General features: G+C 34.8%; 17 protein-coding genes and 1 pseudogene. 15 read left to right on the top strand and 3 right to left on the bottom strand.

The genetic code is table 11. The features are described 5' to 3' along the window. Positions 1 to 19: 19 nt before the first annotated feature. Genes CSV77_RS07645 through CSV77_RS07655 form a run of 3 tightly spaced genes read right to left on the bottom strand, consistent with a single transcriptional unit; the run spans position 20 to position 4,227 of the window. Complete coding sequence (locus CSV77_RS07645) at positions 20 to 1,327, bottom strand: aspartate aminotransferase family protein (protein WP_099672950.1); 1,308 nt, start codon at positions 1,325 to 1,327, stop codon at positions 20 to 22. Between the two features lie 17 nt (positions 1,328 to 1,344). Further along, on the bottom strand, positions 1,345 to 3,042 hold the full coding sequence (locus tag CSV77_RS07650; RefSeq protein WP_099672951.1) for a thiamine pyrophosphate-dependent enzyme: 1,698 nt from the start codon (positions 3,040 to 3,042) through the stop codon (positions 1,345 to 1,347). Positions 3,043 to 3,060: 18 nt separating this feature from the next. Beyond that, positions 3,061 to 4,227, bottom strand: a complete 1,167-nt coding sequence (locus tag CSV77_RS07655; RefSeq protein WP_099672952.1) for an NAD(P)/FAD-dependent oxidoreductase — start codon at positions 4,225 to 4,227, stop codon at positions 3,061 to 3,063. Positions 4,228 to 4,848: 621 nt separating this feature from the next. Here CSV77_RS07655 and CSV77_RS07660 point away from each other — a divergent pair. From CSV77_RS07660 to CSV77_RS07735, 15 genes and pseudogenes are all read left to right on the top strand, one after another. Beyond that, complete coding sequence (locus tag CSV77_RS07660; RefSeq protein WP_099672953.1) at positions 4,849 to 6,039, top strand: sugar diacid recognition domain-containing protein; 1,191 nt, start codon at positions 4,849 to 4,851, stop codon at positions 6,037 to 6,039. 770 nt (positions 6,040 to 6,809) lie between these two features. Further along, on the top strand, positions 6,810 to 7,886 hold the full coding sequence (locus CSV77_RS07665) for a TRAP transporter substrate-binding protein (protein WP_099672954.1): 1,077 nt from the start codon (positions 6,810 to 6,812) through the stop codon (positions 7,884 to 7,886). A gap of 403 nt (positions 7,887 to 8,289) precedes the next feature. After that, positions 8,290 to 8,787, top strand: coding sequence for a TRAP transporter small permease (locus CSV77_RS07670; RefSeq protein WP_158232043.1), 498 nt, complete (start codon positions 8,290 to 8,292; stop codon positions 8,785 to 8,787). Positions 8,788 to 8,804: 17 nt separating this feature from the next. After that, positions 8,805 to 10,076, top strand: coding sequence for a TRAP transporter large permease (locus tag CSV77_RS07675; protein ID WP_099672956.1), 1,272 nt, complete (start codon positions 8,805 to 8,807; stop codon positions 10,074 to 10,076). 22 nt (positions 10,077 to 10,098) lie between these two features. Continuing rightward, complete coding sequence (locus CSV77_RS07680; RefSeq protein ID WP_099672957.1) at positions 10,099 to 11,055, top strand: ornithine cyclodeaminase family protein; 957 nt, start codon at positions 10,099 to 10,101, stop codon at positions 11,053 to 11,055. A gap of 208 nt (positions 11,056 to 11,263) precedes the next feature. After that, the gene (locus tag CSV77_RS07685) at positions 11,264 to 12,688 is read left to right on the top strand and encodes an NAD-dependent succinate-semialdehyde dehydrogenase (RefSeq protein ID WP_099672958.1); all 1,425 of its coding nucleotides are present in this window, start codon (positions 11,264 to 11,266) and stop codon (positions 12,686 to 12,688) included. Positions 12,689 to 13,190: 502 nt separating this feature from the next. Beyond that, positions 13,191 to 13,922 carry a 5-oxoprolinase subunit PxpB gene (gene pxpB, locus CSV77_RS07690; protein ID WP_099672959.1) on the top strand — a complete coding sequence of 244 codons (732 nt, stop codon included), beginning with the start codon at positions 13,191 to 13,193 and terminating at the stop codon, positions 13,920 to 13,922. Beyond that, on the top strand, positions 13,910 to 14,875 hold the full coding sequence (locus CSV77_RS07695) for a 5-oxoprolinase subunit C family protein (protein ID WP_099672960.1): 966 nt from the start codon (positions 13,910 to 13,912) through the stop codon (positions 14,873 to 14,875). The genes pxpB and CSV77_RS07695 overlap by 13 nt, the downstream gene beginning before the upstream one ends. Before the next feature lie 109 nt (positions 14,876 to 14,984). Next, complete coding sequence (locus tag CSV77_RS07700) at positions 14,985 to 16,400, top strand: FAD-binding oxidoreductase (protein ID WP_099672961.1); 1,416 nt, start codon at positions 14,985 to 14,987, stop codon at positions 16,398 to 16,400. A gap of 1 nt (position 16,401) precedes the next feature. Then, the gene (locus tag CSV77_RS07705) at positions 16,402 to 17,730 is read left to right on the top strand and encodes a (Fe-S)-binding protein (RefSeq protein WP_099672962.1); all 1,329 of its coding nucleotides are present in this window, start codon (positions 16,402 to 16,404) and stop codon (positions 17,728 to 17,730) included. 1,418 nt (positions 17,731 to 19,148) lie between these two features. Next, a complete protein-coding gene (locus CSV77_RS07710; RefSeq protein WP_099672963.1) occupies positions 19,149 to 20,360 on the top strand; it encodes a CaiB/BaiF CoA transferase family protein in 1,212 nt (403 codons plus the stop codon). A 209-nt stretch (positions 20,361 to 20,569) separates the two neighbouring features. Next, the gene (locus CSV77_RS07715; RefSeq protein WP_099672964.1) at positions 20,570 to 20,872 is read left to right on the top strand and encodes a helix-turn-helix domain-containing protein; all 303 of its coding nucleotides are present in this window, start codon (positions 20,570 to 20,572) and stop codon (positions 20,870 to 20,872) included. 2,260 nt (positions 20,873 to 23,132) lie between these two features. Beyond that, positions 23,133 to 23,747, top strand: a complete 615-nt coding sequence (locus CSV77_RS07725) for an ABC transporter ATP-binding protein (protein ID WP_233212193.1) — start codon at positions 23,133 to 23,135, stop codon at positions 23,745 to 23,747. 49 nt (positions 23,748 to 23,796) lie between these two features. Next, the gene (locus CSV77_RS07730; protein ID WP_233212191.1) at positions 23,797 to 24,438 is read left to right on the top strand and encodes an ABC transporter ATP-binding protein; all 642 of its coding nucleotides are present in this window, start codon (positions 23,797 to 23,799) and stop codon (positions 24,436 to 24,438) included. Positions 24,439 to 24,924: 486 nt separating this feature from the next. Further along, positions 24,925 to 25,392: pseudogene (locus tag CSV77_RS07735) on the top strand (DnaD domain protein); the annotation flags it as partial.

The following is a 25,392-nucleotide window of genomic DNA, read 5'->3' on the forward strand; positions in this document are numbered from 1 at the left end:
TCACCCCATAATTAGTTTATTATAATTCTTCAAGTTCCTTTATGGTATTTACTATAACAGACATCGCTTCGTTTAGTTGCTCATCAGTTATAACGAGCGGTGGTAGGAGACGGATAACATCTCCATCCGCGGCTCGCATAAATAAAACACCCCTTTTAAAACATTTATTTACTACATCATTGACAAAGCTACGATGAGATGCTTTGGATTGTTTGTCTAATACAATTTCAATTCCAATCATAGCTCCTAAATGACGAATTTCACCAATATGTTTTGATTCGAAAGAAAGTTTGTCTTTAATAAATCGTCCGATTTCATTTGCACGCTCTAGTAAGTTTTCGTTTTCTATCAACTTAATAACTTCTAATGCTGCAACACATCCTAAAGTATTTCCACTAAGTGTACCCCCAAGTTCTTTTACCTCTGGGAAATTAATGATTTCATTTTTACCTGTAATGGCACTTAGTGGAATACCTGCAGCAATCGACTTCGACATTACTGTCAGATCAGCTGTACAGTTAAAATGCTCCATAGCAAACATTTTACCTGTACGACCGAATCCTGTTTGTATTTCATCTGCGATTAATACAATACCGTATTTATCACAGATAGCTCTAATTTCTTGCATAAATTGTTTTGAAGGAATGATAACTCCGCCATCACCTTGAACAGGTTCTAAAATAATTGCAGCTACTTCTTCTGGAGAAACCGAGACTTGAAACAAACGTTTAAGTTCATCAATTAATTGCTCATCCGTACGCTCATCTTTAAAGTAATACGGGTAGGGCGCATGATGGACATCTGATGCTAGGGGACCAAATCCCTTTTTGATCGAATTAACTTTCCCAGTCAAGGTCATTGCTAACATTGTACGGCCATGAAATGAACGATCGAAAGATATTATTCCTTTGCGACCTGTATACCGGCGAGCAATTTTCACAGCATTTTCAATTGCTTCGGCTCCACTATTAAAGAAAACAGACTTTTTTTGAAAATCACCGGGGACAATTTGATTTAGTTTTTTTGCTAAATCAATATACGGTTTATGCATCGTTACATTGAAAATAGGATTTATAAATAAATCGAGTTGTTTTTTTAATGCATCAACTACAGGTTTTGGAGAATGACCGACATTTAAACTAGAAATTCCCGCTGCTAAGTCAATATAAGAATTTCCATCAATATCAGTCAGAACTGCTCCTACACCTTTTTCTACTGCAATAGGGTAAGCTGTAGAGATTCCTCTTGCTACAGATTCTTCTCTTTCTTTTAATAGTTCAGTCGACTTTGGGCCAGGTATTGTTGTTTTTATATTTATCGATTTCATTGTGATCTCCTTTACTATTAAATCGTTTGATCATGATTTGCAGATAATATACGCGGATCTGTTAATACTTCAATTAAAGCAGGCTTGTTAGATGCTAAAGCTCTCTTTAATGCCGGAACAAATTCATCTGTATTGGTAACTCTTTCCCCAAAACCACCAAACGATTCAGCAATTTCTTTGTAGTTAGGATTAGATAATTGAGTACCAACCATTCTATTAGGAAATTTACGTTCTTGATGTGTACGAATTGTCCCGAAAATATTATTATTTATGACAATGGAAACGATTGGAATATTGTATCTAACAGCTGTTTCAAAGTCTTGCATTGTCATCATGTATCCACCGTCACCTGATAACGATACGACAACTTTATCAGGATGCGCAATTTTAGCTCCAATTGCAGCTGGCATTCCATATCCCATAGCACCCGAAGTTGGTCCATAATATTTACCACCTTCATCATAACGGTAATAACGTGAGAGCCATGAAAAGAAGTTACCTGCATCACTCGTGATAATCGCATCTTTCGGTAATTGTTCAGATAAATGATGAACAAGACTGTTCATATCTACATAATTTTCTTTTTTAATCAATTTTGGTGTAGAAAATTCAACGTAATTATTACGGATTTTTTCTTTATTACTCTTTCTTTTTTCATCTTTATTTTCTGAAATTACTTTTACAATTTCTTCAAGGAAACGTTTTATGTCCGACACTATCGGTAATGTCGGTGTATAAACTTTCCCTAATGTTTCTTCAGAAGCATCGACATGAATGAGTTTTGAATTTTCATTTAGTAATGTGTAATCAGATGTCGTCATTTGTGAGAATCTAGTTCCTAAAGCAATAACTAAATCACTATCTTTAATATATTTTAATAAGTCTGGACGTGCGCCAATTCCTAATGATCCTACATAGTTATCATGGGAGTTTGGAAAGGAGTGGAAACGCCTAAAAGCTGAAGCAACGGGTGCTTGAGTTAACTCTGATAACTTAACAAGCATTTCAGTTGCATCAGACAATACGATTCCGCCACCGGCAATTATAATTGGACGTTCCGCTTCTTGAATTAATTTAGCAGCCTCATTAACTGCCAAATAGTCAGGGGAGATTGTACTCGATTTAAATTTTTGATGAGTTATTTTTGTAACAATGTCATCGAGCATATCTTCTGGCAATGAAACAAGTACTGGTCCTGGACGTCCAGAACGAGCAATATGGAAAGCGCGGTGCAGTAACTCAGGAACACGATCTGCATGGTTAATTTCTACTGTCCATTTGCATAGATGGCTGAAAAAACCAACGAAGTCAACTTCTTGGAATGCTTCACGATCTCTAAACTCACGTTCTACTTGACCAATTAAAGCTACAAGTGGGGTCGAATCTTGGTGTGCTGTATGAATACCAATCGACAAATTCGTTGCACCAGGTCCTCTTGTAGCCATACACACCCCAACCTTACCTGAAGCCTTTGCATACCCTTCAGCCATAAAAGAAGCTCCACCTTCTTGTCGAGTAGAAATATATTCAATGTTTTGATGCTCATAAATTGCATCAAGAACGTTTAAATAACTTTCACCTGGTACACCAAAGATCTTAGTTACACCTTCTTTCTCTAATACATCAACTATTAACTGACCGCCTGTTAAATTCACTGTATTTACATCTTCATCTTCTAATACATCAACTGCTATTTTTCTGTCTGTTAATTTCATTTTATTCACCCTTTTTTTTTAATAGACTGCTGTTTCAATTACTAATTCATTTGTTTTAAATCGCTCAACTGAAAGTGAAGATACATCCATTGTTTCAAACTTTCCTAAACGAATTAGTTCAGATAACGCTTTTCCAGCGGCTGGTGCATGTTGGAATCCGTGACCACTAAATCCTGATACAATAAAATAACCACCCATGTCTGGATGACCACCTATTATTGCATTCTGGTCAATATAGTTATAATCATATAAACCAGTCCATCCATTCTCTAATTTAAGTTGTTCGAAATGAGATGAACGTGCAGCTAAAACAGGCCAAATTTCTTCTTCAAAAAAACTCTTTTCAAGGTGAAAGTTGTAGCCGTAAGGAACATCATTTGCCCAGCCAACGACTACTTTTGATCTTTCACTTCTGAAATGAAGGCCGGTCGGATCAAATGTAAATGGTATTTCATTTTGGAATTTCAGTTGGGTGTCAATTGAAAATAATTGACGTCTTAATGGTTTTACCGGAATTTCAAGTCCGATTTTTGCACTTAAATCACCAGACCAGGGACCTGCTGCATTAACAACAATCGGCGCGAAATACTTATCACCATTAGTAGTTTGAATACCAATTGCTTTATTGCGCTCCGTTAAAATTGTTTCAACCTCTTCATATATAAAAGAAATACCGTATTCTCTTATTTTCCTGATATACGCTTGCAATACAGAATATGGGTCTGCATTTCCGGCTTCTGGGTCAAATACAGACCCTACCAAATCTTCAACATTTATTTCAGGGAAAAAAGATTGTGTTTCCCTTTGATTCATAAATTTTGTTTTAACACCTAATTTTTCTTGTGTTTTTAAAATATCTTCAAAGATTGGCATTGATTTTTTATCAAGCAAATATAAGTAACCGTTTTCATTAAAGTTGATTTGTGCATTCTCACCATCGAATGCCATCTCTTCTTCAAATTTCTTATATACTTGGTAACTGTATTGACTCATTCGAATGTTAACTTCTGTACTAAAAGTTTGACGAATTCCACCTTCACTTCTAGGTGTGGAGGAATATTCGTATTTATTATCCTTTTCGAATAGTGCGATTTTTCCGGTATAACCGTCTTTGTACAAATTGTAGGCTAAACTGGATGCCATAATTCCTGCGCCGACGATAATCAAATCGTAATTATTTGTCATTGATATCTCTCCTAAATATTTAGAATTTATTTTCCTGTATAATTGGAAACCTCTACAAATACATAAATTACTTATAGAGTTTCGCACATTAATTGTATTCTAAATAGATCGATAGATTCCATTACCATTCTTTACGAAAATTCAGTCTTTTGATTTGATTTTATAGTGCACCTTGTACAACAAATACTTAATAAGTATTTATTTTAATTGTTTTGTCATATATAATAAAACAGAGTGTTGTAATAAGTGAGAAAAAGAGTTAATATTTACCAATTATTAAAGTTAACAACACAATCTTTCATGCTCTTATCGTTTTATTCATATTTTAAAAGGGATAGAGGTCTTCGTGTAATGAAAGATAGACACATAAACGATGATTTACAGATGCACCTGAGCTTTCTTTAATAATACAAATTTATTTAAAACTATCATAAACGGAAATTATTAATCGTTCCTCATATTTTGTATAAAGCAACTAAAACAACAGTGCTACCTTTATTTAAATATTTACCTTTTTCGCTGTCGATTTATTTAACTAGTAACTAAATTTTAGTTACAGCTTACATGAAGCTAATAATAATAGGGTCACTATATAAATCATGAGATAGGTGGAATATTACAATGTTAGAACAAATTGCACAGAAAATATCAGAAGATACAACTAAAATAATTGGTTTCCCAGTAACTATTTCTGATAAAAATGGATATTTAATAGGAGTAAATGACAATAGTCGTATTGGGATTTTCGACTCTCTTTTAGCGGAAGTTATTAAAACAAAGAAATTAACATTCTTTGATGAGCAGGCTGTCAAAGATTATCCGGATATTTTCCCTGGGGTAGCGGGTCCTATTATTGTAAATGGACAAGTTTTAGGGGCGGTAGGAATAATTGGGAAAACTGGCCAAGATATTGAAACAACAAACTACATTCGACTTGTTAAAAACCATATTGAAATGATTTGTCATGAAACTTTGATGAAAGAAATGAAATCATTACAATCAAATGCAGTGGATACTCTCATTCACTACATACTGAACTATGAAAGTTCACGAAATAACATCGAACAAATTACACGCTACGGCAATATGATGGGATTTAATATTCATAAGGAAAGAATATGTATTATTATTCAAATTCGCCGAGAAAATAACGACAATAATACGGAACCATCGCTACAAATTTACGATCAACTTCATGAAACAATAAATGAAGTCTTTAATGTAAATCAACATGATATTACGGGTCGACTTACATTTGAACAGTTTTGTATACTAAAAGTTGTCGGTGATGATACTGAAAAACTATTTAATGATATTGAGCTATACGCACAGCAGCTTAAAGATACTTTGTTGAAACGATATAATGTGTCAACAAAAATTGCTATAGGAAATCCTTGTAGTGGTATTGAAGGGATACAAAATTCATATAACAATGCGCTTGTAGCTATGGAGTCAAATGAAAAAACAAATCCATTACATTTCTTATTTAATTATAACGATTTTTCAAGCAAGCTAAATATTATTATTAATTCACTCCCCCAAAAAAAATTTGAGAGTATTTCTTCTACACTAGATACATTTATCAATCATAATAATTTTAAAGTATTATCGGAAACTTTTATTATTTATTGTGAAAGTAAATTTAATTTTAGTGATGCAGCCCGTATTTTGCATCTTCATCGAAATTCATTGATCTATAGAATGAATCAAATAAAAATGATTACAAGTATTGATATTAATAACTTTAATCATTGTATTATTTTATACATTTACATAAAAAAGCACCTTATTGAGGTGCACCCCGAAAGATAGAGTAAAAATCTAACTTTCGGGATGTTTCTTATGGCAATGTATAGCGTGGAATATTAAAGGATAATTGCTCAAGAATCTCTTGACAGGAAATTGGATACGACTTGTTAGCTTGAAAATATAAAGTGAGAGCAAATACACAAATAATGATTTGAGTAAACTTCTATAAAAAATATGCTATAGAAGGATTGGCTAGAAAGAAAACTAAAAAAGTTTGTTTTGTTCAATTTAAGCCAGATATACTAAGCTTAATGAAAATACAGTCTGTATTTGAAAAAAATGCCAGAAGTTATAGCTATCGTAGAATTTAGCAAGTGCTGGGAAGTATAGGAATTATAGTGATAGATAAGAAAGTAGAACGACTCATATTATGGAATGTAAATGTTTTGATGATGGTAAACTGTATCTCAGTCCAAAAGCACACGTACGAAGAACTAAAATGAGATTTCGAATTATATATTGAGTACTATAAGAACGAACGAACCAAATAGAAATTGGCTGGCATGAGTTGGGAACAATACCGTCTTCATACCAGCGAATTAGCTGCACAATATAAAACTCTAAAATTTAGGGATCACCACATATTAACACTTCCAATTGGAGGACCACGTATAAAGTGCACAAATTTATACGTGAATTCGAAACAAAGATTGTATATATTGTGAATAGCTATCAATAAGAAAAAGAATTAGACTGAAGCTGTAAACGCAAATAACTAAATAGTTTGAATTTGGAAAGCGTTTTCAAGAAAAAAACTGATTTGGGGGGATTTTATGAAAAGAAGATTACTTTTACTGCTCGTAGCAATGGCATTGTTAGTACTAACGGCTTGTGGTGGCGAAGACGAGAAAGAAAAAGTTGCTGTTAACAAAGAAAATGCTGACAAAGGATATGTATTAAGATTAGTACATTCACACCCACAGGCTTCAATGCACCATAAATATGTTGAGTGGTTTAATGAAGAAGTTCAAAAACGTAGTAATGGACGTTTGAAAATTGAGACCTATTCAGATGGTCAGCTAATGCCTAGTGATCAGGAAATTCCGGCCATGCTTCAAGGGCAAGCTGATATGGTTCACTCAAGTTCAGCAATTGCCGGTAGTTTCGATCCAATTTGGCACTTCTTCGATTTACCGTTTCTCTTTAACTATGACCCGAATGATAATGACGTATATTTAGACAACAAGAAAGCTTTTATTGACAGTGAAAATGGTGGAAGAAAAATAGCTGGACTCATGGAAGCTAAAGGGGTTAAAGTTCTTTCAATGAGCTCCACTGATATGTACGGTACTATTTGGACCGGAGATGAAAAGAGAGTAATCACCAGTCCAGAAAGTGCTAAAGGTTTAAAAATTAGAGTCCCAGGAGGCCCAATAGCTTCAGAGACTTTAAAATTGGTAGGGGCAAGCGGAACATCAATTCCGGGACCTGAATTACCAACAGCATTACAACAAGGCGTAGTAGATGGCATGGTTATTGTTCCTTTATATGTATACGACAGTAAATTACCAATTAAAACTCAATCACTTTATCCGTTAATTAGTTATGTTATGCCAGTAATGATTTCGATGGATAAGTTCAATTCATTACCAAAAGATCTACAAGAAATTTTAGTTGAAACAGGCAGAGACTTAGAAGAGTATGCAGATAAGTTAGTAAGAGAAAAAGGCAAAGATGTCTTCGAAAAGCTTGAAAATGATTATGGCGTGAAAACATACTATCCAACAGATGAAGAAATTGAAGATTGGAAAGATGCAACAAAGGGCATGTACGATAGTTACGCAAAAACTGAACCGCGAGCGGTAGAATTTATTGAAGAAGCAGAAAGAATTAAAGAAGAAATGAAATAAATAATTATCATACAAAAAAATAACTTTGAACTAAGAAGTAGCTTGAAGAAGAGGGTAGATTGGGATTCCCAATCTACCCTATCTACGTACTTTTTCAATATGATATTGTTTTTTGTATGTCCTGTATCTGGTGAAAGTAGTCAAGGATGTTTTTACATTTAACGGGTTTCGCTAGATGCAGGACATTGCACGAATGAATTTCACTTTGAGAGGATCGTCACTTATTCGTATCCAAGCGTTTGTTGGATATTAAAAAATGGTTCGGATTTTTTGTTTATTTAAGTAAGTAATCTGATTTATTCTTTACGTTTACTTTCTATACATGTATATATAGTGAATTACATTGATCTGGATGAATGTAAATAAAATAAGCATAGTAGAGGATAAAAGAGGAGTTAGAAATATGGAAAAAATAAACGTTTTAGATAAAGTGACTGATAATTTAGATAAGCTTTTGGAATACTTCGCTATTGCCATGTTGGGAATTAGTGTTTTATTGGCTTTCTCAAATGTGATAATGCGCTATGCATTTGGAATTTCACACGAAATTTTAGCAGAAATTTCGATTTATACAATTGTTTATGGCGTGTTTTTTTATATGGGACCATTAATTAGACAAAATGAACATATTAAAATGAGTGCATTACACGAAATACTTAGTGAAAAAGTTTTGGTTTATATTGATTTACTAATTAATATAGTCCTTGTTCTAACATTTACCTTTTTAATCTATGGTGGATATAACTGGTCATTTTCTTTAATAGGGATGAATATAAAAACTTTATCCGGTGGAATGTTATTATTCGTCCCAGCGCTAGCGATTTTAATTGGAATGATTATCGGATTACTTTATTCATTACTAGAAATAATAAAAGGTATTAAAACGATAAGCGACAGATAGAAGGTAGGGGGGGTCGTATGATTATATTAATTGGTTTAGTTATATTTTTAGCTTTTTTAATTATAGGAGCTCCGATATGGCTTAGTTTAAGTATAAGTGGTGGAACAATACTCTTTGGTTTTTTAGGTCTACCTATTGAAACTGTTGTGTCCCAATATTTAATTGCAACTGACAGTTGGATTTTATTAGCTATCCCGTATTTTTTATTGGCAGGTAATTTAATGACTGATTTGGGAATGGCAAAAAGAATGTTGAAATTCATTACAAACTTAGTTGGTCATTTACCTGGTGGAATGCCATCTGCCGCAGTATTGTCGTGTGTAATTTTCGGAGCGCTATCTGGCTCATCTGCAGCAACGGTTGTCGCTGTTGGGGCAATGGTTGTTCCACAGATGCTCAAACTTGGTTATTCAAAAGAACAAAGCATGGGTATCGTTGCAACTTCCGGTACTTTAGGACAAATGATCCCACCTAGTGTTTATATGATTGTTTATGCATCAATGACTCAACAAGATGTCGGAACGATGTTTATGGCGGGAATAATACCTGGATTATTTATTGCAGCTGTATTGATTATTACTGCTGTTATTCTGACATATAAAGTAAAACCAATGTCGCAAGTTAGACCAAGTAAGAAAGAGATTATCAAATCATTCATCTATGGTTTACCTTCATTATTAATGCCGATTATCATACTGGGCGGTATTTATTTAGGTATATTCACACCGACTGAAGCAGCAGCAATTGCGGTTGTCTACGTACTTCTAATTAGTTACATTTTTAATCGTAAGGATTTTATAAAGAAGAATATTATTAAAAGTTTTATTGCTTCAATCAAAACAACAACAGTCATTTACTTATTATTATGTGGAGCAGTTTTGTTTTCAACAGCATTAATGTATATACAAGTTCCGGCTCAAATAACTCAATTTGTATCTGAGTTAAGCATCCCAGGTTGGCTTATTTTACTAGCTATTTTAGGGTTATATATCATATTCGGTATGTTTCTGGACGCATTACCAATCTTATATATTACTATCCCAATTGTTTACCCTACAATTGTTGCATTAGGTTATGATCCAGTACATTTTGGTGTAATTACAGTAGCATGTATGATGATTTCACAAGTAACCCCTCCTGTAGGAATTAGTTTGTTCGTATTAAGTGGTCATTTTAAAGTAAAGGTAACTACAGTCATAAGGGGTTCTGTTCCGTATTTAATTGCGCTATCTTTAGCTACAATTGTTCTTATATACGTACCTTGGTTCAGTACTGTACTAACAAAATAACCCTATTGATGGAGGAGTGTCTATGTTAATTATTAGTGAAGAAGATGTACTGAAAAATTATAGTATGAAGCAGTGTATAGAGGATGTTGAAAGAGCGTTTGCACTTTCGAAAAGATCTGAAATAGTAATACCTTTTAGAACGCTTATGCATCAAGGTGATGACGGCGCACATACATTATACATGCCTTCATTTGTCCCTGAAATTAATTATTCTGCTGTGAAAATTGCGAGTATATTTCCTGGTAATGAAGAATATAACGTTCCTAGGATCCAAAGTACTATTGTGTTATCAGAATCAAAAACTGGTCAACACATAGCAAATATTGCTTCATCTGCTTTAACAATGTTAAGAACAGGTGCAATAAGTGGAGTTGCAACAAAACATATGGCAAGAGAAGATGCGAGAATTCTATCGGTTATCGGCTGTGGTGTTCAATCTTTTGGCCAAATACTTGCAATTATGGAGGTTCGAGACATTGATAAAATTTATCTTTATAATCGAACAAAAATCAAAGCATTTGATTTAAAGGAAAAAGTGACCAAGCAGTATCCTAATTGGAATGGTGAAATACTAATTGTCGATTCTGCAAACGATGCTGTAAGTAAAGCGGATATAATAGTTTCAAGCACATCGGCAAATACACCGGTTTTTTCAGGGGAATATGTAAATGCGGGAACTCATATTAATGCAATTGGTTCATGTGAGCCAACTAAACAAGAATATGACGTTGCAACATTAAAAAAAGCGAATAAAGTTGTCGTTGATACTTTAGAAGGAGCTAGAGTAGAAGCAGGCGGACTGGTTATCCCTAATGAAAAGGGAGAATGGTCGATCGAAAATATTTATAGTGAACTTGCAGATATTGTAGTAGGTGAAAAAGTTGGTCGTGAAAACATAGAAGAAATTACTTTACTTGATTCGGTTGGAGTAGGCTTTTTAGATACCGTTTGTGCAGCATCAATATATGAAAGTTTTTAAAAAGTGAGATGGAAGATATTGGTAATTAACCAAATGTAATCCTTCGATATGATTATGAACCAATTTATCAACAAACTTTAAATCGAGCACCACTCGATTTAAAGAGATTAAAAATAAATGGGAATTCAATTTTGTTAACGACTGATTATGAAATTGACTGATATAAGTAAATCATGAACTAAGGAATATAAGAAGGGGGATTACTACTTTGTATATTAATGGGCAATGGATTGAAACTGAAGATAAATTACGTATGTCTAGTCCAGCAACAGGGGAATTTACTTATGAAGTAAATAATGGAACAGAGGAACATGTCCAGCAAGCGATTGATGCCGCGGATGAAGCATTTAAGACATGGTCGAAAATCTCTGCAAAAGAAAGAGCAAATTATTTGATAGCTGTCTATAGAAAAATGGAGGAAAAGAAAGAATTTTTAGCGGAAGTTATTACCAAAGAAATGGGGAAGCCGATCAAGGATGCCAGAGGCGAAGTTCAATCTTCAATTGAATATTTTAGATGGTTTGCCGAAGAAGCTCGTCGAATATATGGTGAAACAATACCTTCCGATTCACATGATAAAAGAATTTTAGTTATTAAACAACCGATTGGCGTTGTTGGAGCAATCACTCCATGGAACTTTCCTTTATCTATGGGTGCACGTAAGTCAGCACCTGCAATTGCGGCGGGATGTACTATTGTTATAAAGCCATCAAGTAAATCACCACAATCAACAATAGAACTTGCAAAAATATTTGAAGAAGTTGGCTTGCCTAAAGGTGTATTTAATGTCGTAATGGCTAATTCATCTAAATTTACTGAAGTGTTAATGAATAGTAAAAAAGTAAAAAAGATTACGTTTACTGGATCTACAGATGTAGGAAAATCACTTATGGAAAAATCGGCGAAAACAGTAAAACGGATTTCAATGGAACTTGGCGGTCACGCACCTTTTATTGTATTCGATGATGCCAATATCGAACAGGCTACCGAAGACTTATTATTAACTAAATTTAGATGTTCTGGTCAAATGTGTACTTCAACCAATCGAATTTACGTTCAAGATACAATTGCGGAAAAGTTTACAGAGTTAATTATAAATAAAGTTAAAAATTTAAAAGTAGGAAATGGTCTTAAAGAAGAAACGAATGTTGGGCCTTTAATTGATCAAAATGCAGTAACTTTAGTTAAAAAACAAATAGAGGATGCTGTAAATAAAGGAGCTCATAAATTCGAAAATAAAATGGAGCTATCTAAGGCTGAAAATGAAAATGGAAACTTTGTCAATCCTACAATATTAACAAATGTTACACCTCAAATGAATGTATATACTGAAGAATCGTTTGGCCCTGTTGCTCCAATTATTTTCTTTAAGTCTGAAGAAGAACTTTTGAATATGGTTAATCATGATAGCTATGGCTTAGCTTCATATTTATACACTGATAATATGTCTCGAATCATTCGCGTATCTGAAGCATTAGAGTATGGGATGGTAGGTGTAAACGACCCACTTCCATTTGTCGTACAAAGTCCTTTTGGGGGCGTTAAAGAGAGTGGAGTCGGCAGAGAAGGTGGACACCAAGGATTAGATGCTTATCTTGAAGAAAAGTTAGTTGCTATAAAGTATAACCTATAAGTAATAAAATAGATTGCATTTATGAACTGTCTTCTTAATAGGTAAGTCAGTTTCATAATTGCTTTTTTTATAGTGCGATAAAAGACAGTATTTACAAATTATATTTCAAAATATCATTAATGCGGTTTGATTTGTTTAAACGGGCTTCTTTTCGGAATATTTACTAAGTATTTACTTTTGTGTACACTTACTCTGTAGTGTACAAAGGCTTAGAATTATGAGTTTCATTCAAGTTAAAGACTCAATTATAAAATCTTTGTTAAAAGTGTACTGTTTTACGATACTATTAACAACTATTTTCGTACAGACTGTCAATATCTATTAACTAAATAGGTAGTTTATAATTGGTATAAGATAAGACGTCTGAAAATATAAATAACTTCAATTGTTTTTCATTACATGAAATTAAAATCAAATGCTTGTAAACATAATCCGATTTTCAGGAAATTAAGTTAGTAATCAATTAATATTTTACCAAATACTGAATCTTAGAGGTGAAAATATGAGTATTGAAAATAACCAATATCCTTCTTATTATCCCATGGGTGATCGTGCGATTGTGGCACAATTTGAAAACATAATAAGTATAGATGTCAGTAGAAAAATACAATCATTTTTATATATGATTAAAAAACAAGACATTAAAGGAGTTATAGAACTATTACCGGCATATAACAATTTAACAATCGTATATAATCCGGTAATCATCAAATACGATGAACTGATTATGGAATTAAAAAAAATCGAGAAGGACATATCCCATGATGTAAAAATAGAAAGTAAAACAGTTCATATTCCAGTAGCCTTCGGTGGTGAATATGGATTAGATATAGATGAAATTGCTGAAAGAGCAGATCTTACATCGACCGAAGTAATTAAAAAATTACAGAGTAAAAGCTATTATGTATATATGATAGGATTCATAGCCGGATATCCTTATTGTGGTAATATTGATGAAAAATTACGGTTTAAACGGCGTTCAAATCCTCGTATGAGTGTGAAAAAAGGTACGGTTCAAATTGCTGATAAACAGGTAGGAATATTCACTATGGATGCACCATCTGGATGGCATATAGTTGGTTGGACTCCTATGGAAGTTTTTAATCCAGATCATTTACCTCCCGGGTTATTAAGTGCAGGGGATTATGTAAAGTTAGAACCTGTTAGTTCAGATTTTGTTAAATCTTGGGATAAAGAGAAGGAGAAGGAGTGGAATAGCAATTGGAATATGTAAATATCTTGAAACCCGGACTATTAACGACAGTTCAAGATCTTGGAAGACGAGATTATCGAATTTACGGTGTTTCAGTATCAGGTGTAATGGACCCACTTTCATTTAGATTGGCTAATACTTTAGTAGGGAATCATGAAAATGATGCTGCAATTGAAATAACGTTGATGGGACCTACGATTAAATTCGAGACAAAGACTGCATTCTCTATTACAGGAGGTAATTTATCTCCGAAATTGAACGGAAAGAGCATTGACATGTGGAAAGTAATTTTTGCCAAGGCAGGAGATGAACTAAGTTTTGGTAAATACATTTCAGGTTGTAGATCATATATCGCTTTGGCTGGTGGAGTGAACGTTCCAGAGGTTATGGGAAGTCGTGCGACGTTTACACGTGGTCATTACGGTGGATATATGGGAAGAGCATTAAAAAGAGGAGACAAATTATTTTTTAATAAACCTGATTTTAATATAAATCAATTACAAGGTAGAAGATTACGAACGAATGACATCCCAGATTTTGATGAAGAGCGTCCGATTAGATTTATATTAGGTCCACATATAGAACGGTTTGTAAATAAGTCCATTGAACTTTTTTCAAATGGTACATATAGTTTATCAAATGCATCAGATCGAATGGGTTATCGATTGGAGGGGGAACAATTAATCCATAAAGATGGTGCTGATATAATATCTGACTTTATAACACCGGGAACAATTCAAGTGCCAGGTAATGGTTATCCAATAATTCACATGGCAGATTGCGGAACTTCCGGTGGTTATACAAAAATTGGTGTTGTCATAACTAGTGATATTCCTCATGTTGCTCAGAAGAAACCTGGCGATAAAATTAAATTTCAAGTATGTGATATTAACGAGGCACAAAGTGAATATCGAAAGGTTGAGAAAACATTATACGATATTGAATTAAATAATAAATTATTGTTGAGAAATTAGTATATAACGGTTGGAATTAAATCTTATTCCAATCGTTTATATTTTAATAAGAGGAAATAAGACTTATTTTATTAAAAAATGAAATTTACTATTTCCAAGGAGTGGTATGATGAATCGACTCTCTACAAGTGAGCTATTGAATTTTATAGAACAAGAAATACCTAGGGAAAGAATACTGGATAGCTTAGCTAATCGTTACTCATACAGTTTTGATGCATCATTTGGTGAATATTTACCTGACATTATCGTACAAGCCACTACCAAGGAAGAGGTTTCATTTTTATTAAAGTTAGCAAATGAACATCAATTTCCAGTATATCCTCGTGGAACCGCTACATCATTAAGCGGAGGTTCTTTGGCGGTACATGGCGGAGTAATGTTAGATATATCACAATTCGAAAAAAAACTTATTGTTGACCAAGAAAATTTATTAGCTATTGTATCACCAAGTGTTATTACGAGTGAAATTCATGAAGCAGCTGAAAGTGTTGGTCTTTTCTACCCGCCAGATCCAAGTAGTTCACACGTATCGACAATTGGTGGTAATATATCGGAAAATTCGAGTGGTCCTAAAGGTTTAAAATACGGAACAACTAAAGAATATGTAATCGGTTTAGAAGTTGTTACACCTACAGGAGAAATTATTCGTACTGGAGGAAAAACAGTTAAAAATGTAACGGGGTATGATTTGACACGACTTATTGTTGGATCTGAAGGAACCTTAGGAGTTATTACTGAAGCAATAATTCGACTTATACCTAAGCCTGCTGATCGAAAAACGCTTTTGGCATCTTTCGATTCAGTGATTAACTCTGGGAAAGCAATTACGAATATACTGGCATCGGGAATATTACCGAGTGCCATGGAGCTAATGGATAATGCATGTATAGTTGCAGTAGAAAATTATATGCCAAGTGGTTTACCAACTGAAGCAGCGGCAATCATAATTATTGAAGTAGATGGACATAAAGTTGCAATACAGGAAGAAATTGATAAATGTGCAGAGGTATGTGAACGATTTAATGCAACAAGTGTAAAAGTAGCTAAAAATGAACAAGAACGAGAGCAGATTTGGAAAAGTAGACGAATGGTTTCTCCAGCAATAACACAATTAGGCCCTACAAAAATATCTGAAGATGCAACTGTGCCAAGAAGTAAAATTCCTGAAATGATGGAAAGACTCGGTGAAATTAGGGAAAAGCATAAATTAAATTTAGTTGTTTTTGGGCATGCAGGTGACGGAAATCTACACCCGAATATTTTAACCGATATACGCAATGTAGAAGAAATGAAGCGTGTAGAAGATGCGGTTAGTGAAATTTTTGAAGCGGCAATAGAATTAGGCGGAACATTGTCAGGTGAACATGGCATTGGTTTATTAAAAGCCCCTTATATGTCTTTAGAGTTGGGGGAAAATGGATTATTGATGATGAAAAAAATTAAAGAAGCTTGGGATCCGAAAAACATTTTGAACCCAGGAAAAATATTTCCGGAGGAAGGGCAAAAAAAGGTGGTGTTAATTTAACATGAAAACAGATGAAATTGATAAAAAGTACAGTAATAAATTGTATGAATCAGCTTATGATGCTGCAAATATGTGTGTTCAATGTGGTTATTGTTTACCAGTATGTCCTACTTATTTAACGATGGGTAATGAAGCACAATCTCCAAGAGGACGAATCAATTTAGTGAAGATGGCAGCTGAAGGTAAGATTGATATTTTAAAAGACTTAAAAGAACCGATGGAATTATGTTTAGGTTGTCGAGCGTGTGAGGTTGCTTGTCCTGTTAACGTTCCATATGGTGAAATTTACGAATCGGCATTGAATGTTATTGCTGAAAATAAAAAGGCTTCAAAAACATCGCATACTATGCCAGATAAATTGTTACAAACTATGCTGAAAAATTTATTTCCTAAAAAGAAAAATCTGCGCACAACAGGAAGCTTTTTATGGTTTTATCAAACATCAGGTTTAAGTAAATTAACACAAAAAACTAAGATTGTGGAAATGATTTCTAAACCAATGGGGCAATTTGAACGGGCTTTACCTAAAATAGAATCGCCAAATAAGCGTTATAAATTTGGTGAGCATTACAAAGCTGTTGGAGAAAGGAAAATGATTGTCGCTTTTTTTCCAGGTTGTATAATGGATGCAGTTATGTCGAAAATTAATCGTCAATCTATTGAATTACTACAAAAATGTGGAATTGAAGTTATAATACCTCAAAATATAACATGTTGCGGTGCACTCCATAGTCATCAAGGTGAAGTAGATGCAACAAAGAAATTGGCAAAACAGAATATCGAAGCATTTGAAGAACTAGGTGTCACTTATTTGATTAACAATGCTGGCGGTTGTGGTGCGATGTTATATGAATACGATAAATTACTAGGTGATGAACCTGAATGGAAGAATCGTGCAAACAAATTCGTTGATAGATCGAGAGATATTACTGAAGTATTGGCTGAAATTGACGAAATTCCATATGAAAAAGAATGGAAAGGTGTTATCACCTATCAAGATTCTTGCCATTTACGAAATGTTCAAGGAGTCATTGATCCACCTAGAAAATTATTAAAGTCAGTTCCAGGAGCAACATTTGTGGAACTGAAAAACAGTCATTTATGTTGTGCATCCGGTGGAATATATAATTTACTGCACTTTGAAGAATCGATGGAAATACTAGATGAGAAAATGTTACACGTAATAAAAACGGAAGCTAGTACAATTGTTACCACAAACCCTGGTTGTTTATTACAAATGCGTTTAGGAATTGAACGTAGTGACAGTAAGAATAAAATGCAAGGACTTCATTTAATGGAAGTAATAGCAGAAGCTTGTGGAATTAATTAATAAAGTAGGGAATCGTTTAAGTGATATTATAGCAAGGTATATTAGTCATCAACTGTAGATCCCTATACAAACAACAAATGTTAAAATACAGCATCTCCTTCGTACGATTAACGTATTAAGGGTTGCTGTTTTCATTTTTGGAGAAAAATTTACAATTATCCTCATCATGTTATTCCTTTTACTGGTAAGAAGCATTCCTTTATTCTACTTTGAATACCTCCATCACCGGAGATTGAACAATTCCACGGATTTTACGCCAATTTGAGGAAAACCTACTTTATTGTGTTTTATATAGAAGCGACCATTGTTTGACCATAGTTGAAATTCATAAAGTACGAATAAGTGAAGACCTTTTTTATCGTCGATGTATAGTGCAAAATGAAAGAATATTATTTTGCCACTTTACTTGGAGAGGGGGGAATGATAACCTTCGCAGACAACGCCGGCCCTTGACATGGCTGGTATCTTGTCTCGATACACATACCTACAGATGGACTATGTCAAATTGCAATCCTTTGTATTACGTTTTTTCAAAATACAGTCGAAGTCGATTTATAGTTACAGCTAATGATATGTACAACCACCCGTGAAATCTTTTAAACCACTGAGTGACAATAATAAATGTACCAGGTAACATCAACCGTTTACCATTAGGAAAAAGCCGCGGATTCTTATACCACAACTTTATATTGAGAGGTGATAGCTTTTGCCGGGCCAACCGGTCACATATTATTTGATTACCCAGCTTGGAACTTATGCCCTTAGAGGCTCCGTGTCAAGTTGTTATCAATGCATAAAGTTTTACAACCCCTACTTTTATAAAATATTTTATTATCAAACTGCCAAGAGTTCCAACAGTTTGGTTCCATACAATGCCAAAGAATTGTAAGTTCCTGGGCGTTCGGTTGGAAAGAATGTTATGAGCGGTAAAATCCAGTGTCAGTAATTGCTTTATCCTTGGCACAAAGATCTTTATTTATAAAAAGGTCTTATTATGCATACAGCAGTCAAGTTGATGACATATCGATTTCATGTCAATATATGCACTTTCAAAATTTTCTTCATAAATGTTTTTGAATGAATCCGAGTGTTTGGTGACCTTTTCACTTGGCTGCAACGCTATATAAAAGGAAACCGAATTGATTACAGTCTTTATTATAAAAAGATCTTATTAGAACTGGAGATTGTGTTGTTAAATGCTTAGTTCGAAGAAAAAATCTCGTAAAGACATAAGAAGCCATTAGTGTTGCATAAAGTTAGACAGTAAATGATTAAAGCAAGATGAATCTGGTCTTTTACCCTATTGTTCTTAATTATATGTAAATATTAGCGCTCAATATTTATAAAAAAATAGAGTAATACAAACAAAATTTCAAATGACATGATATCAAAATAGCAATTAAGGGAGTTGAATTTTGATGAAAGAAGCATTGAATGGAATTAAAGTTCTTGATTTATCCAGAATATTGGCGGGGCCATATTGTAGTATGTTGCTTGGAGACATGGGCGCAGATATCATAAAAGTGGAACAACCAGGAAAGGGAGATGAATCAAGATATTTTACTCCCCCAACATGGAATGGAGAAAGTTGTTACTTTCTAGCTACAAACCGTAACAAAAGAAGTATTACAATTGATTTGAAATCGCCCGAAGGTAAAGAGATTATTTATAAACTTGTAGAAGAAGCTGATGTTCTACTTGAGAATTTCCGTACCGGTGCCTTGGATCAGTTAGGATTTGGCTATGATGAAATTAAAAGAATTAACCCCCGTCTAGTGTACTGCTCAATATCAGGTTTTGGTCGTACGGGTCCAGAAAAAAGTAAAGCGGGATATGATTTACTTCTACAAGGTTTCGGTGGTTTAATGAGTATTACTGGAGATGCTGATCGGCCTCCCGCTAAAGCTGGAATGGCGATTGTGGACTTGACGACAGGAATGTTTGCGGCTTATGGTATTTTGACTGCTCTTTTTGCTCGGGGCCAGACAGATAAAGGCCAGTTTATCGATGTAAGTTTGTTAGATGGTCAAATCTCACTTTTAAATCATATGGCAACTGGCTTTTTCGCCACAGGAAAACCAGCAGGACGAATGGGATCTAGTCATCCATCTATTGTTCCCTATCAATCATTTAAAACCAAGGATCAAGATATTATTTTAGCTGTTGGGAATGATGGTCAATGGACGAAATGTTGTGATTCTTTGGGGTGGACAGATTTATATAATAATCACAAATATAAAACAAATAACGATAGAGTAGCTAATAGAAACGATTTGATTCCAATTATCAGTGAAAGGTTATCAAAATTAACGAACCAAGAGATAATTAAGAAACTAGATGCAGTGGGAGTTCCATGTGGACCAATCCATACTTTAGATCAAGTCCTTGAACATCCCCAGGTTAAAGCAAGGGAAATGGTATTGGATGTTGAGCATCCTATAGTAAATAATTTAAAAATACCAGGATTTCCTGTTAAACTTTCAGACACTCCTGCAACTTTAACAAGGTATCCCCCGTTGTTAGGTGAGCATACAGAAGAAGTAATGGCGGAATTGGGGTATACTTCTGATGAGATTAAAGGATTAAAAGAACGCCTAGTAATAGGTGATTTTTCTAAACCAAGTATTTAAAATATCTACACCCATTTCAAGACGCTAATTTCTGTTTTCTACTATTATTAGCAATCCTGAAAAAAGATCTTAGTTTATTTTGTAGTGGCTTTGATAAGTTTATTGCTTTTTAATAATTGGCCAATTGTACAATCAAGTTAGCTCCCTAAGTTCAAACAAAAAAATGCCTCTATAAAATTTCGTGTATCATTGGAGTTGCGAAACAAACAATGAGAGAGAGTTTTATAGTGGCAAAACTTAGGAATGCAATAAAAAACTGTAAAGATAAACACTTGTCACCTTTTGAATGCGGTCAAATCGAGGCGCTTCACAAGGACAGACATTCCAACCGAGAGATCGGTAGACGCTTGGGACGCGTTCATCAAACAATTGCTAATGAATTAGAGCGTGGAACCACGACCCAACTTCAAACCGAACGCACACCCTATACAGCCTATTTCGCTGAAACGGGACAGGTGATATATGAACGAAATCGACTCCAGTGCGCGCGAAAAGTAAGTTGCTTGTCGTAAGTGTTTTTTTGATTTCGCGTTTGGAAAAATCATAGATCAGGACTGGTCACCAGATGCAGTCGTCGGTTTTTCAGCCTTTAAGCCAATTGTAAAGATCGATCTACAGTATCCACGAAAACCCTTTACAACTATATTGATTTAAACTTATTGCGCGTTCGAGACATAGACTTGCCGATGCAACTCAGACGAAACAAAAGGCTAAACGTATTTGAAGAATTCGTCGCTTTTTGGGCATGGGTATCGCTGAATGTCCAGTTGAAATTGAAGATCGTCAAGAATTCGGTCATTGGGAAATTGACACGGTAAAAGGACAAAAGTAAAATGATAACGCATTACTTACGCTCATTGAACGTAAAACGAGAAACTATTATGCCATCCAACTAAATGTTCATATGCACTAGTAGAAAGTGAAATTCTATATAAAAACGGCTCGATTGCGTATACCACGCAATCGAGCCATTTTGAAAACAGGGGTAATGTAATGCCTTCATGCGAAAATTGCAATCATCAGTGGAGTTTGAAACACACAATAAAAAAGACGGCCACATTAAACCCTGCCATGGCTTGTCCATATTGTGAAGAAAAACAGTATCAAACGCAAAAATCCAAAGGGAAAGTGGGTAGTTAACTCCGATCGTTTTATTGCCACTGATCATTCAAATGTTCTTTGACGTGACAGCAGTTATATTACTAAGATTATTTTCCATTTTATTCATTCTTGTTTTATTTTTATATCCATCTTTAGTGAAATTAAGTAGCAAAGAGAAATACATAGGAGAATTATAAAACATGTATGCTAGAATCGAGCGTGATGGCGTTATGAGCGACTGCGCTCAGATTACGCAAAAAAGCTATGTACTGTAGGTGTAAATTAATGGAGACGACGACCGGATTATATCTTTTCCTTATAAATATGAGTTCTTACAAAAAACATCTAGTGCAGAAAGGAGATACGCCGACTGTATTGGATGGTTTTCCTTATTGTGAGCCATTACTGAAAAGGCTCATTACTTATTCAAACACTATTTTCTGGAATATAGGGTACGGAATAACCTACAACAAGTGCGCCTGAATATAATATAGTCGTCATTCTTCAAAAGCCAATCGTAAATATTCCTCATTTCGATATGATGAATTGCTAGTGATGAATGATAAAATCTGTGCATCATGATCGGCTAACAAAATAAAGGATTGTAGTGCCATATCGATCCATGCAAATTGGTTGTATAGTGTATATCAAAACTTTGTGAAAGCAGCCACATGCAATTTTCATGTGCTAAATGGAACCATTCCGCAAATGCTTTTTAAATAAATCTTCATTCCATATTGTGACGGTGAAGGATGGAATCTCCGCATTCTATGTTTTTCCATCAGACATTGTGTGAACTGTTCTTCCAGGGTTATGATAATGAATTTCTTATGTTTTTCTTGATCACCTACAAATGTAATCGTGTACTTAACAGCTAACACCTGTAAAATTATTACACTCGATTGCAGTAGGGTGCTTATTCATATAGGGAGTCTTTCGTCAAAAGGATACCAAGTAAGTTAAAGTGAATCACGATGATGGTGGCCGCTACTATTATTAGCATTTCGGTTAAAGTCAAAATAGATTGTTTAGGACAGTGTGTATACTTCCACCCGAAAAAGGCTCATATCAAATAATCCAGTATCGCAAAAGCCATGATAGCGAAGAAAAAACAAGTTAAGTAATTCCTCATCATAAAAAAACAGCACAGAAAATAGAGTGATTAGGCTAATCATTGAAAAGATCCGCAAAACTTTATCGATTTTTCGATGTGATTCATTTATATGATTAAAAAAAAATACTTTGTTTATGAGGGGAAGGATGTAGAAGATAGGTACTTCATGTATTGAACTGCGGACTCCTTAATAAGAAGGGTGGATGGATTATATATTGATAAGGTTTAAGGGAGGTTGCCTTCACGAAAAAACCGTGATTCATAAAGGTTTAAACAATCATGATAGTTTCGCACAGGAGTACCATCCATCAAATTCAATTAATTAAAACCAATTTCGATAAAATCGAACCTATAGATCTCTTAAGAACCAATAGATATAGTTTGTAATTGGATATTTTCCCTTAATAGACCGAAAATGAATACAATAAATTATTTATGTCAGGCTTTTTTCAGTCCGTTTTTTAACAGATTCTCCGGCAATACCCCAATCTTCAGGCCGCATTTCTTCCAGTTGAACACGTACCGTTTCTACATCATTTAACCTGATTACTGGAATAATACCTCCTGATCAAGGTGAGGTACGTTTTTCTACAACGGATATTACTTCATTGAGCTCGGATCAGATTGCCAAGCATGGTGTATCTAGAACGTTTCAAAATATCCGTCTATTTCCGGACATGACGGTTTCCGAGACCGTTTTGATTGGAACCTATTTATTAACTGGTGCGAAGCTGGCTCCTGCCTTATTGCGAACGAAAGCATTTAGGGAAAAAGAACAGGCTGCGAAACAACGTGTTGAAGAGATCTTGAAATTCGTTGGGCTATGGGATGTGCGAGATGAGTATGCAGCGCAGTTGTCATATGGTAATCAAAGAAGAGTTGAAATTGCTAGGGCGTTAGCGACGCAACCACAACTCTTACTGCTCGATGAACCGACAGCTGGGATGAATCCAAAAGAAACAAAGGAATTAATGGAATTATTTACGGCTGTAAATAATGAAGGCATTACGATTCTGATTATTGCACATGATATGAACTTAGTGAACACATTGTCTGACCATATTACAGTCATTAACTTTGGGGAAAAACTAGTAGAAGGAACTGCCGATGTGATTCAAAAACACCCTGCAGTTATTGAAGCATATATGGGGAAGGTGAAGGTAGATGCTTAAAGTACAAGGGTTAAACACCTATTATGGTTAAGTGTGTGCCATTGAAGATATGAACATTCATGTGAAAGAACGGGAAGCGGTTTCTGTCATTGGTGCAAATGGGGCAGGTAAGAGCACTCTGTTAAAAAGTATCATGGGAGAGGTTCGTCCTAAAAGCGGAAAAATCATATTGTCCGACAAAACGATTACGAACTCCAGAACTTTTCGTTTAGTCAATCATGGGATGACGTTAGTTCCTGAGGGAAGGCAAGTATTTCCGTATTTATCTGTTTGGGATAATCTACTTTTAGGCGGCTATACGCTAAGTACTAAAGAACGATTACAAATGGCCGAAGAAGTGTCGGAGCCATTTCCGATTTTAAGAGACCGAAAAAATCAGCAGGCAGGTTTATTATCCGGTGGAGAACAACAAATGCTGGCGATTGCCCGGGCAATGATGGTGAGTCCAAAACTATTATTACTTGATGAGCCATCTATGGGATTATCTCCGAGGCTCGTGTACGAAGTGTATGAAAAAATAACAGAACTCCATCAGCGAGGAACGACCATATTATTAGTGGACCAAAACGCTGAAATGGCAATTGATTTCTGTGATCGTGCATATGTCCTGATGGCGGGACGCCTCGTAGGTGAAGGAACAAAGGATGAATTGAAAGATACTGAAATTGTGCAAAAATCCTACTTAGGTTAAATTAGAACATGCCAAAATAGTAGGAGGATTATTTTATAAAACGCCAACCTCACAAGCCGATTTGAATCGGTATGTGAGGTTATTTTTTTGGAAGCGGACTACAAGTTTACTAATGGATAGTACGTATTTTACCCTCTACATTACTATTGGCTAAAAGGGTAGACCTTTAGTGAAATGGAAGTGGAATGATTGCCCGGGGAATGTCAAGTGATGTTTCCGTTCCGGACGCTATGCATAATCGAGGACCATCTTGAAGTCATGACCGGCAGACCTGATTCTACTTCGACATGCTACCAATAATTATGAAATATACGTGTAAATAATCAATAATTAACAGGGGTGGAGGGCTATACTTCCACTCCTTTTTTAGCGTATGTAAAATTTATTTTTAAAATGTGTATCCTTTTCCGAAAAACTCTCTATATGGAGTATGAGAAGTGCAAAGTGAGCACTCTACTACAACTTTTTTACAGGGGGAGAAACTATATGAAATTATTAATTGATGAAGAGTCGATACCGCTACTACCGTCGCTCGTACACTTGGTGGGAATTAACGGAGCATTATTTATGCAACAAGTGCATTTTCGCTCCCTTATATCCAAAAACTTTCGGGACGGCCATAGGTGGATTTATAAAACGTATAAAGACTGGACAAAAGAATTTACGTTTTGGTCTTCGAACACGATTAGACGCATTATTTATGATCTTGAAAATAAAGGCTATCTCATTTCGACAGATCACCATAACCGCATGAAAATCGACAATACGAAATGGTACCGAATCGACTATACTCGATTGCCTGCAAGTGCGTTCGAACATGAGCAAGTCACTTGCCCAGAACCGCCACGTGCACTTGTCGAAGTTGAGCAAGTCCACGTGGCGGAATTGGGCAAGCCAATAACTAAAGAACTTAAAGAATCTTTAAAAATAAAGAATAAAGACCAAGTCGAGATG

It is taken from the genome of Sporosarcina sp. P16b (assembly GCF_002743065.1).
In the GTDB taxonomy this organism is placed as follows: domain Bacteria; phylum Bacillota; class Bacilli; order Bacillales_A; family Planococcaceae; genus Sporosarcina.